The following is an 11251-nucleotide window of genomic DNA, read 5'->3' on the forward strand; positions in this document are numbered from 1 at the left end:
ACAGCGCCCGCCCACGTCACCATGCCCACCGTGACCACGGCGATGGCGAGGACGGCCGCGCCGAGCTGCACGACCAGCCTGCGGTTCGTCGCGGGCCCCGGCTGGGGACCGAGGTCGGCGGCCTGGAAGACCGCCGTGTCACCGGAGCGCGGCGGCCACGCGGGACCGCCGCTCTGGAGCACCTGGGTGACGCCGGGGTTCCCGGTGAGCCCGGGGTCGCGCAAGGAGGCACCGGTCACGTGGGCACCGGTCATGGGGGCGGCGGGGCGCGGGCGGGCGATGGCCGCGAGTGTCCGCCGGATCACCTCGCCACTCGCCGGTCGCCTGGCCGGGTCCTCCGACAACATGGCCAGCACCAGCCGGTCCAGTTCGGCGGACACCTCGGGTCTGAGCGTGCTCGGCGGCGCCGGCGGCCCCTGGGGCGCGCCCTCGAAGGGCGGGCGTCCGCAGAGCAGCTCGTAGCAGACGCAGCCGAGCGCGTAGAAGTCGCCGGGCACCTGGGCGGCCTGCCCGGCGGCGCGTTCGGGGGCCGCGTAGCGGCTGCTGTCCCGCGCGGTCTCACGCTCGCCCATGCCGAAGCCGACGACCTTGAGCACGCCGCTCGCGGCCAGCCGGAAACTGCCGGGGTCGACCCGTCCGTGCACGACCCCGGCCCGGTGCGCGGCATCGAGCCCGGCCGCCGCCTGCCCGATCAGGTCGCACACCTCGACGATCTTCAACGGCCCGCGCGCCGCCAGCTCCTCGCCGAGGCTGAGCCCGGTCAGGAACTCCATCACCAGGAACGGCGCCCCGTCGTGGTCGCCGACGTCCAGCACCATGGCGACGTTCGGATGGATCACTCTGGCCACGGCCTGGGCGTGCTGCCTGAGCATCTCCCGGGTGGCGGCACCGGCCGCCCTGGCGCGCAGCACCTTGACGGCCACGACCCAGTCGGCGCGCGTGTCGTACCCCCGCCAGACCTCGCCCATCGGCCCGCTGCCGATGCGCTCGTCTAGCCGGTACCGGTCTGCGACCAAGGACGGCGTCGCGTCGGACATATCCCCGCCAATAGCATTAGGAAGGCAAAGTCACCTAACCATAGGCCCCCTGACGGGCTTTCGTGGAAATCCGGTGCCGGACGACGACGCACAGCCGCCGCCTATCCGCCGCCTATTCACGGTCCTGGAGCGACGGGCGTGCGGCCCGGCTACGACTCCATGATCACGGCGCGCAGGCGCCGGACGTCCTGGCGGAGCGTGCGCCGCAACATCGGGGCGACGAACGGGGCGAGCAGGCGCTCGGCTCCGCGCAGGCGGACCCGGACCACCATCGTCACCGTGCAGCGCTCTCCGTCGAGCGGCTCCACCCTGCGCTCGCCGTCGGAGTCGCTTCCCTTGGTGTTGCGCCAGGAGAAGCGCATGCCCGGGCCCACCTCGGTGACGATTCCGCTGCTGCGATAGGGCCTGCCGGCGATGCGCATGACCTCGTCGATCGTGCTGCCCGGCGTCACCGGACCGGGCGGGTCGCTCTTCGCGCTGATCACGCCGGAACGCCAGCGCCGGTCCAGCGCGTAGTCGGCGACCACGAACCACACCTTCTCGGCGGGCCGGGGCATCTCGGCCGTGGCCTCCAGCACGAACATGGAGGCGGCCGCCGTCTCGGCCCGCCCGCTCCGCGCCGTACCGCCGTGGCGTCCCGCGTCGTCTCGCCGTGTCACAGGGAGCCGTTCCACGCCGTGGACCTGGCCCGTGATCCGCCTCGTGATCTCCGGGCCGGCCGGACGGCACCCGGTGGACCGACGCCGTCGGGACTGGCGTCCGGAAGGGACGGGACGGAGGTCACGTCGGACGCTGTCATCGCATGCTCCTTGGTCGTGAGCGCCGGGGGACGCAGGCAGTACGGGGTGGCGCGCGGGCGCGACGTCAGGTCGTGGCCACCCGCATGACGCTGACCGCTCCACCGGGCACCTCGCGGGTCGTGACCAGGCGCAGCCCCGCCCGGGCGAAGAGCTCGCGGAACTCCGGCCCGGTGCGGATCATGCCCTTGTCGATGAGCGTGGACATGTCGCTCATCAGGGCGATGGAGTCGGCCGACGAGTCGTCCTCGGCCATGATCATGTCGATCACGAAGAGCCCGCTGTCGGAGCGCATCGCCTGCCGGCAGTGCCGCAGAAGGCGCACAGCGCTCTCGTCGTCCCAGTCGCTGAGCGTGTTCTTGATGACGTACGCGTCGCGTCCCGCCGGGGGCACGTCCACGAGGAAGTCACCTGGCACCAGGGAGCAGCGGTCCGACACGCCGGCCTCCTCCAGCACGGCGGAGGTGCCCCGCAAGCCGGCCTCCAGGTCGAAGACGGCGCCGGTCAGCTCCGGGTGGGCCCGCAGCAGAGCGGCCATCAGCGAGCCGTTTCCGCCGCCGATGTCCACCACGTCGCGCGCGCCGTCGAGGTCCAGGCAGGCCACCAGTGGAGGGGCGTCGGCCTTGGCCGCCTCCCGCATCCAGGCGTAGAAGGCGGACTGCGCCTCAGGGTGCTCGGCCAGCCACTCGTAGCTCGAACGGCCGAAGACGTGTTCCACCGCGCTGCCGCCGGTGCGCACGGTGTGGTCCAGCCTGCCGAACGCGCTCCAGTTGGGCTCGCCGACCATGTGGTTGACCATGGCCTTCATCGGCGATCCCGAGCACAGCAGCCGCCCGGCGGAGGCCAGCTCGTAGCGGCCGTCCCCGGTCGCCGTAACCAGCTCCAGGTGGACGGCCGCGCGCAGCAGGCGGCGCAGGTTCGGCTCGTGGCAGTCGGCGAGTTTGGCCAGCTCACCCGGCGTGACAGGCCGGGAGGCGAGGTGGTCGGCCAGGTCGAGCGCGGCCATGGTCCGCACCACCTGCGCCGAGATGAACCCGAACAGCAGGTCCATCAGGCGTCGGGCGTCTTCGTACTCCTCCATCGGCACTCCTTGGAACGGGGGTCACGGTCGGGACGGGCGCCGCCGGGCGCGCTGACGCCGCCGCGTGACCGGCGGTACGAGGCGGCTCAGGCGGAGACAATGGGCCGGGGACAATGGGGCGGGTGACCCTGGCACGCGGGCCCGGCCTCAGCGGGGACACAGCTCCAGCATGTGGAGGTGCCAGGCGGAGTCCTCTTCGATCTCCTCGTCGACGAACAGCTCGACCAGCGGATCGGGGATCGCCGAGGTCGCCAGCGTCTCCAGGATGCGCAGATCCAGGCCGGCCTCGTCGGCGAGGTCCCGCACCAAGGTGGGGTTGCCCAGCGCCTCGCCGAACCACAGGTAGATCCGGCCGTCCGGGGTCAGCAGCTCGACGCCCTTCTTCAGGAAGTGCCGCAGCTTCGAGAACTCGGGGTCGAACATGGTCTCGTGCCAGATGGAGGAGTCCATGGCCTCCTTCGGCGCGTCCAGGAACGGCGGGTTCCAGTAGATGCCGTCGAACCGCTCGCCCGGCTCGACCGCCGAGTACATGTCGCTCACCCGGGCGGTCACCCGGTCCGCCACGCCGTGGCGGGCGGCGTTCAGCTCGGTGTTGCGTACCGCGGCCGGGTTGAGGTCGAGGCCGACCACCGACGTGCAACCGGCTTTGGCGGCGAGCACCGACATGACGCCCGTGCCGCAGCCCATCTCCAGGAACGACGACATCCCGGCGAACGGGATGGTGTGGGCGTACAGCTCACCGCCGGGCCCGTAGAAAGGCGGCCACACCTCGTCGAGCAGGTCCCAGTCATGGCCGACCAATTCGAATACCTTCGGACGTTCCTCGTCCGACCGGTATTTCTCGATAATTTTCTTTCCTATTTCGAAATCAAAGTTCTTCGCGTCCATGCCATCCTGCCTGTCGCGACGGACAAAATGCTTATGCGTGGTCGTCACGTGTCGATGCGCTGCGCGAATCGGACTCTTGTGGGAATCTGCCATGGATCTCCTGCAGGCGCAAGACCGGGACGACAGTGTCCATTCGTCCCCGGCAGAGCGGGTTCCGCGGTGCTCGGTCACGGTCCGCGACCGGCGTCCGGCCGCTCGCCCACGGCCGCCGGAGAGCGTGGTACGCCGCCAACAATCGATCGCGCCAGGCTGTGAGCCCATCGAGTGTCCCGCGGGCGATGCCGCGGCCCGCTCGACCATCCCGTCCGGCGACGGCACGGTCACCGAACGTCATCAGGGGGTCGGCCGGCGCCTTTGGCCAGCACGAAAGCGCCCGACCCCGCGGTCCGCAGGGGCGATAAGACCAAATAGCCTGTCATCTCCTATGGCTGCCGGCGCCTCGGCGGAAATAGCCCGGCGGCACTCCCGCATTTCACCAAGACTGCCGGTCGCCGCTGCTGTCAAATTTGCCGCTCCGCGTCGCGCTCCGCCGGAATGCTCCGCGTTAGCCCAGGTCGGTCTGGACATATCCGGACATATCGCGATTCGCGCCTGGCTGCAGCTTCGCTGCAGAGCCGCAGGCAAAGTCTCACCTAACATCGATCAAGTATCCAGTCGCGCGCTGCGGACACGAATCGGCTCAGGGGGTGAGCCGAAAGGTTGCGGACGGGTCGATGGCGAGGCGCCGCACCCACTCAATCAACGCCTGAGTGCAAGGGAGAGAATCGCCCATGGCGCAACAGCCTCTCAAGGTCCGGCTGGTGCAGCAGGGAGTCTGGGCCATGTCGCTGGAGTCCATGCCGTTAGCCTCGGGTTACCTGATGGCGACGGCGCTCCAGGACGAGCGCATAGCCGAGCACATGGACATCCAGATCCGCAACTTCGACGGCGGCAGCACGCTGTTCGGAATGGCCAACCAGCTCTTCGAGGAAGATACGCCCGACATCATGGGCTTCTCCGTCGTCGGCTGGAACTACCAGCCCTTCGCGGCGCTGGCCGAGACGTTCAAGCAGCTCAATCCCGACGGGTGGGTCGTCTTCGGCGGCAATCACGTCTCCAACCAGGCCACCCGGGTCTTCCGCATGTTCCCCGACGTGGACATCGTGGTCAACGGTGAGGGCGAGTTCACCTTCCGGGAGCTGTTACACGCCCGCCTCGACGGCCGCTCACCTCATGACCTGCACCACATCCAGGGCATCTCCTTCCGCGACGAGTCGGGGACCCTGGTCACCACAGAGGACCGCCCGCGCATCGAGGACCTCGACGTCATCCCCTCGCCCTTCCTGACCGGCGTCATCCCGATGAAGAACCAGGACGGGGTCTTCCCCTACGACGTCGCCCTGCTGGAGACCAACCGAGGGTGCCCGTACAAGTGCTCCTTCTGCTACTGGGGCGGGGCCGTCGGCCAGCGCGTACGGGCCTTCTCCCGGGAGCGGCTGCGCCAGGAGATCGAACTGTTCGCCCAGCACAAGGTGCACACCCTGGTGTTGTGCGACGCGAACTTCGGCATGATGCCGATCGACCTCGAGTTCGTCGAGGACGTCATCGAGCTCCGCCGCCAATACGGCTTTCCGAAGAGCATCGAGACCTCGTGGGCGAAGAACAAGTCCAAGGTCTTCTACCAGATCGTCAAGGAGATGAAGAACGCCGGCTTGCACAGCTCCTTCACCCTGGCGCTGCAGACGCTGGACGACAACACGCTCGACCTGATGAACCGGCGCAACATGAAGGTCAACGACTGGGAGAACCTGGCCGAGTGGCTGGGCCAGGAGGGCCTCGACTGCTACGCCGAGCTCATCTGGGGCGCCCCGGGCGAGACGGTCGAGTCGTTCATGAAGGGCTACGACCGGCTGGCCAACCACGTGTCGCGGGTGGCCGTCTATCCCATGCTGATCCTGCCGAACACCACGTACGCGGAGGAGAAGAAGCGCTTCGGGCTGGTCACCGTACGGGGCAACACCGACGATTTCGAGTACGTGCTGTCGCACGACACCATGTCGCCGGCCGACAACAGGTACATGCACCGGTTCATCTTCGTCTCCCGGCTCGTCGCCGAGAACCCGGTGTTCAGATACCTGTGGATGCCCCTGCGGACGCTCGGTGGCATCACGCAGTCGCAGCTGATCCGCTCACTGATGGACTGGTTCGAGACCGACCAGGACCAGAGTGTGGAGCCGTTCCGCACCGGCATGGTCAACTCCTTCACCGACTCCGACGTCCTCGCCCCCGTCCTCACCTACGTGTACGGCACCGACGAGGCCAAGCAGCTGCTGCGCCGGTGGTGGACGCAAGCCGTCGTGCCGCTGCTGCCGGAGGAGCACCGCGACCTGCTGACCACGGTCTTCGACTACGACCTGCTGACTCTGCCGGCGTACACGCGGCCGGGGCGCGAGATGTCCACCCTCTACGCCAACGAAGGCCTGCCGCAGACGGAGATCGGCGGCGAGAGCTACTACGTGTCGGGCGACATCGCGCTCAGCTGCGACGTTCCGGCGCTGGTGCAGGCGCTGCGGCGCGACGAGCCCTACGACGACGCCCTCGAAGGCCTGACGACGTCGATCTACTACAAGGTCGGGGCCAACCACTTCCTGCCTTCGACCAACCACGAGGAGATCGTCTACTACATGGGCAGGCTGGAGCGGCAGCTCCATGACCGGGAAGTTTGACACTCTTCCGGCGAGCCCCCTCGCCAGCTCCGGATCATTTCGTTCCCGGACCCAGCCATCCGATCGAGCGCTTGTATTACGGTGATCTATGACTCTTGTCTACTCCGCACGGAAGCTTTACGCCACATATGACGATGGGCTCGTGGGTGACGACACAGGGGGATCGAAAACCATGGAACCGCATGTCGCTTCGTTCGGCCGGCTGCTGCACGAACGACGGACCCGTTTGGGCCTCACGCAGCGGGAACTGGCGGAACGAGCAGGGGTCAGCGTGCGCGCGGTCCGCTACATCGAGCGGGGAGAGGTGCAGCAGCCTCGGCAGGAGTCCGTGCGGAGCCTCGCGGAGGCCGTGGGCGTCGATCCCGACCAGTTGAGCCTGCCGGCGGCACGCGGTCAGAAGGACGCCGACTCCAGCTCGCTGTGCCTGGGCATCCTCGGCTCGCTGACGGTTCGGCTGGGCCGTCGCACGGTCGACATCGGCTCGCTCAAGCAGCGCTGCATGCTCGGCCTGCTCGCGTTACAACCGAACGAGGTGGTCAGCCGGGACGAGATCATCGATGTCCTGTGGGGCGACGATCCGCCCGTGACCTGCGTCAGCCTTGTCCACTCCTACGCCTCCCGGCTGCGCCAGACGCTGGAGGGCAGCCGGCAGACCAGCTCGCGAGAGCAGCACATCACCGCCACTCGGCAGGGCTACAAACTCACGGTGGAGCCGGAGCAGCTGGACCTGTTCGTCTTCAACGACCTGGTGATCCGGGCCAGGGAGATGCACGACGACAACGAGGAGAGCGCTCTTGACCTCTTCCACCAGGGGCTGAGCAGCTGGCGCGGGCCGGTGCTGGCCGACACGGTTCCGGGGCTGCGCCAGCACCCGGCCGCCATCCGGCTGTCGCACCAGCGGCTCGCGGTCGTGCTCGCCCACGCCGACCTGGCCATCCAGACGGGCCGGCCAGAACAGGCGGTCGAGCATCTGCGCGCGCTGGCCTGCAGCGAGCCGCTGCACGAGGGCATGCACGCGCGTCTCATGCTGGCACTGGCCGGCTCCGGGCAGCGCGCGGCCGCGCTGCAGGTCTTCTCCGACATCCGCACCCGTCTCAGCCACGAACTCGGAGTCGACCCGAGCGAGGAGCTGAAGGCGGCCCACCTGCAGGTGCTTCGCCAGGAGGCTCCGTCCGAGCCCGTGCCCGAGACCGAATCCAGACAGCGGTCGGCGCTGGTGATGCGCATGGTCGCCCCAGCCCAGCTGCCTCCCGACGTCGCCGGTTTCACCGGGCGCTGCCGGGCCCTCGACCGGTTGCGCGACCTGGTCTCCCCGACGGTCACGGGCACCGGCGCGAAGGTGATCGCGGTCACCGGGATGGCCGGCGTCGGCAAGTCGGCGCTCGGCGTCCACTGGGCGCACGAGATGCGCGGGATGTTCCCCGACGGCCAGCTCTACCTCGAGCTGAACGGCAACTCCCACACGCCGCTGTGCCCCGTCGAAGCGCTGAGGCGGCTGCTGTCGGCGCTCGGCGTGCCCCCCGACCGGATACCGGCCGCCCAGGCCGAGGCCACCGCGCTTTTCCGCACCCTGCTGGCCGATCGCCGGATGCTGATCGTGCTGGACGACGCGGCCTCCACGGCCCAGATCCGGCCGCTGCTGCCGGGCAATCCCGACTGTCTGGTGCTGATCACCAGCCGGACGCAGCTCGTGAGCCTGACCGCGAGCGACGGCGCACCGCTGGTCAACCTCGACGTCCTGGCTCCGGAGGAATCGGCCGCACTGCTGGCCACCATGCTGGGCCGCAAGCGGGTCGCCGCGGAACCGGAGGCGGCGGCGATGCTGGCTGAGCTCTGCGGGCACCTGCCGCTGGCGCTGCGGATCGCCGCGACCAACCTCATCGTCCGGCCGGGCCGGCGGCTGGAGAGCTTCGTGGCCGAGCTGCGGGATGGCGACCGGCTCTCCGCGCTGCGGGTGGACGGCGACGACCTGTCGATCCGGGACGCGATCGACATCTCCTACCGCAAGCTCCGGCCGGCCGCCCGCCAGCTGTTCCGCTACCTGGGCCGGCACGCGGAGCCGGAGATCACTTACGTGACGGCGGCGGCGACGCTCGGCACCGCCGTCCACCGGGTCAAGCCGCTGCTGGAGCAGCTGTGCATGGCAAGCATGCTGCGGCGGGTGGCGCACGACCGCTACCGGATGCACGGTCTGCTGCGCTACTACGCGGCAGAGCGAGAACAGATGGAGACGTTCACGGCCATGAGCGAGTGCCTCGGGTGAAGAGGCCGCGGTGCCGCAGCGGACCTCCTGGCGGAAACCTGGTGAGGGGAATGCCATAAATGAAGGGCATCGTTTTGGCGGGCGGCTCCGGAACGCGCCTGAGCCCGATGACCATACCGGTCTCCAAACAGCTCCTGCCCGTCGGCGACAAACCGATGATCTACTATCCGCTGTCGGTGTTGATGCTGGCGGGCGTGCGCGACATCCTGCTCATCTCCAGGCGGTCGGACCTGCCGCTGTTCCAGCGGCTGCTGGGCGACGGCTCGCAGCTCGGCATCCGGATCGGATACGCCGCTCAGGACGCGCCGAACGGCATCGCCGAAGCTCTGATCATCGGCGCCGGTCACATCGGGGAAGATCCTGTCGCCCTGGTGCTCGGGGACAACATCTTCCACGGCACGGCCTTCCAGTTCGTGCTGGAGGAACACGCTCGCGACGTACAGGGGTGTGTGCTGTTCGGCTACCGCGTCAAGGACCCGCACCGCCACGGCGTCGCGGAGGTGGACGAGCAGGGCCGCCTGGTGTCACTGGAGGAGAAGCCGCACCGGCCGCGCTCCAACCGCGCCGTGACGGGCCTGTACTTCTACGACAACGACGCGGTCGACATCGCCAAGAACCTGCGCCCCTCGCCCCGGGGCGAGTTGGAGATCACCGACGTCAACCGGGGCTACCTGGAACGGGGCCGGGCGCGCCTGGTGGACCTGGGGCGCGGGTTCGCCTGGCTGGACACCGGCACGCCGGAGTCGCTGATGCAGGCCGGGCTGTACGTGCGGGCGCTGGAGGAGCGCCAAGGGGTGCGGATCGCGTGCATCGAGGAGGTCGCCCTGCGCAAGGGATACATCGACAGCGAGTCCTGTTACCGGCTCGGCGCCGCAATGGCCGGCAGCGCCTATGGCCGCTACGTGATGGAGGTGGCGCAGGAACTGACGGGCTGACTGGATCAAGGCCTCTCGGAAGAAACGGCCCATGTTTGAGCGAAGCAAGCTGTTCGAACGGCTCCGGCACTACTACCTGGAAAGCGCCCGCGAACGGGGCAAGGTCGTCCTGATCAGCGGCGGCGTCGCCACCGGGAAGACCGAGTTCGCCTATCGGTTCGCGCAGTACGCGAGAGGCTCCGGGGCCTTGCTGCTCAACGCCACCGCCTCGGCCCAGGACCGGTCGGTCCGGATGGGCGTCGTCGGCCAGTTGTTCTCCAGCGCGGACCTGCCGCCCGCCGTGGCACAGGTGGTCGAGGACGTCACCGGCCTGGCCGCCGGCACCGGCGGGGCGGGCGGACGCGCACCGGCCGACCCGACGGAGGACCTGCTCGTCCAGCGCGCCTGCGCGGCGCTGCTGAAGCTCGCCAGGTCCTGTCCCCTGGTGATCGCCGTGGACGACGTGCACTTCGCCGACGAGACGTCGGTGCGCACCCTGCTCGCGCTGCAGCGCCGGATCGGAATGGCGCGGGTGTTGCTGCTGCTCAACCAGCGCGACTCGGCCGACCGCCGTCAGGCGCGTCTGAGGGCGGAGCTGACCCGCCAGCCGTACTTCAGGCTGATCAGGCTGGAGCCCCTGTCCCCGGAGGGGGTGAAGCGGCTGATCGAGGCGGACCTCGGATCGCCCTCCTGCCCGGCCCACCTGACGACGGAGTTCCACCGGCTCAGCGGCGGCAACCCGCTCATCGTCCGTGCCCTGATCGACGACCACCGCGCGGGGCGCGGGAGGCGCGGCCGCGGGCCGGTCATCGGCGGCTCGTTCGAGGAAACGGTGCTGATGTGTCTGCACCGGCACGACGCCGGAGCAGTGCGGACCGCCCGCGCCGCGGCGGTGCTGGGGCCGAGGGCGACCGCGGAGACGATCGCGCGGCTGACCGGCGAGCCGGACGGCACGGTCGCGGCGGCGCTGGAGCGGCTGGAGGCCGGCGGGCTGGTGCAGGGGCCGCAGTTCCGGCACCCGCGGGCTCGCTCCGCGGTGCTGCGCGACCTGCCCCCGGACCTGTCGGCCGCGCTGCGTCTGCGCGCTGCCGAGGTGCTGGAGTCCGAGCACGCGCCGCTCGTGGAGATCGCCGCGCAGCTGGTCCAGGCCGGCTCACCTCCCCCGGCCCGGTACGTGCACGTGCTGGAGCGGGCGGCTCAGCAGGAGTGCGCCGGCGGCGATGCCGAGCAGGCGGTCAGGTGCCTGCGGCTGGCGCTGCGCGGGCGGCTCAGCGACCGCAAGGCCGCGTCGCTGACGGCGTCGCTGGCCCGCGTGCAGTGGCTGATGAACCCGACCGGGATGAGCGAGCAGCTGGACGTCCTGGTCGCGGCGGACGCCGCCGGGCATCTCGACCCGGTGGACGCGCTGATGACGGTCCGGGCGCTGGCGTGGGTGGGGCGGCACGCCGAGGCCGCGGCCGTCCTGGAGCGTGCGGCCGGCCGCACGGTACCGGCCGGAGCGGCCGACCTCCGGCTGACGGTGGCGTGGCTGCGTCGCCGGCACCCGAACGTGCTCACCGCCGTCAC

At 69.8% G+C, this 11251-nt stretch carries 8 protein-coding genes; 4 read left to right on the forward strand and 4 right to left on the reverse strand.

What is annotated here, in order from left to right; translation table 11 throughout:
• The 4 genes from E1286_RS42555 to E1286_RS48535 form a co-directional block, all read right to left on the reverse strand.
• Window positions 1-1037: serine/threonine-protein kinase (locus E1286_RS42555; protein WP_132622332.1), on the reverse strand; the 1037-nt coding region annotated here is incomplete at its 3' end.
• 149 nt (window positions 1038-1186) lie between these two features.
• On the reverse strand, window positions 1187-1696 hold the full coding sequence (locus tag E1286_RS42560; protein WP_132622334.1) for an SRPBCC family protein: 510 nt from the start codon (window positions 1694-1696) through the stop codon (window positions 1187-1189).
• 205 nt (window positions 1697-1901) lie between these two features.
• On the reverse strand, window positions 1902-2915 hold the full coding sequence (locus E1286_RS42565; protein ID WP_132622336.1) for a methyltransferase: 1014 nt from the start codon (window positions 2913-2915) through the stop codon (window positions 1902-1904).
• A gap of 147 nt (window positions 2916-3062) precedes the next feature.
• Window positions 3063-3716, reverse strand: coding sequence for a methyltransferase (locus tag E1286_RS48535; RefSeq protein WP_165970170.1), 654 nt, complete (start codon window positions 3714-3716; stop codon window positions 3063-3065).
• A gap of 857 nt (window positions 3717-4573) precedes the next feature.
• On the opposite strand from E1286_RS48535, the gene E1286_RS42575 reads away from it, so the two are divergent.
• The 4 genes from E1286_RS42575 to E1286_RS42590 form a co-directional block, all read left to right on the forward strand.
• Entirely contained in the window at window positions 4574-6508 is a 1935-nt protein-coding gene (locus E1286_RS42575; protein WP_132622340.1) for a KedN5 family methylcobalamin-dependent radical SAM C-methyltransferase, read from the forward strand.
• 172 nt (window positions 6509-6680) lie between these two features.
• A complete protein-coding gene (locus E1286_RS42580) occupies window positions 6681-8771 on the forward strand; it encodes a BTAD domain-containing putative transcriptional regulator (protein ID WP_187368303.1) in 2091 nt (696 codons plus the stop codon).
• A gap of 59 nt (window positions 8772-8830) precedes the next feature.
• On the forward strand, window positions 8831-9706 hold the full coding sequence (rfbA, locus tag E1286_RS42585; RefSeq protein WP_132622344.1) for a glucose-1-phosphate thymidylyltransferase RfbA: 876 nt from the start codon (window positions 8831-8833) through the stop codon (window positions 9704-9706).
• 31 nt (window positions 9707-9737) lie between these two features.
• The coding region (locus E1286_RS42590; RefSeq protein ID WP_132622346.1) for an AAA family ATPase at window positions 9738-11251 on the forward strand (1514 nt) is incomplete at its 3' end.

The sequence above is a fragment of the Nonomuraea terrae genome (assembly GCF_004348995.1).
GTDB lineage: Bacteria > Actinomycetota > Actinomycetes > Streptosporangiales > Streptosporangiaceae > Nonomuraea > Nonomuraea terrae.

Coding starts and splice junctions, on each gene's coding strand:
- E1286_RS42580 (WP_187368303.1), top strand. CDS start 6,681: ATGGAACCGCATGTCGCTTCGTTCGGCCGGCTGCTGCACGAACGACGG.
- E1286_RS42565 (WP_132622336.1), bottom strand. CDS start 2,915: ATGGAGGAGTACGAAGACGCCCGACGCCTGATGGACCTGCTGTTCGGG.
- E1286_RS42575 (WP_132622340.1), top strand. CDS start 4,574: ATGGCGCAACAGCCTCTCAAGGTCCGGCTGGTGCAGCAGGGAGTCTGG.
- rfbA (WP_132622344.1), top strand. CDS start 8,831: ATGAAGGGCATCGTTTTGGCGGGCGGCTCCGGAACGCGCCTGAGCCCG.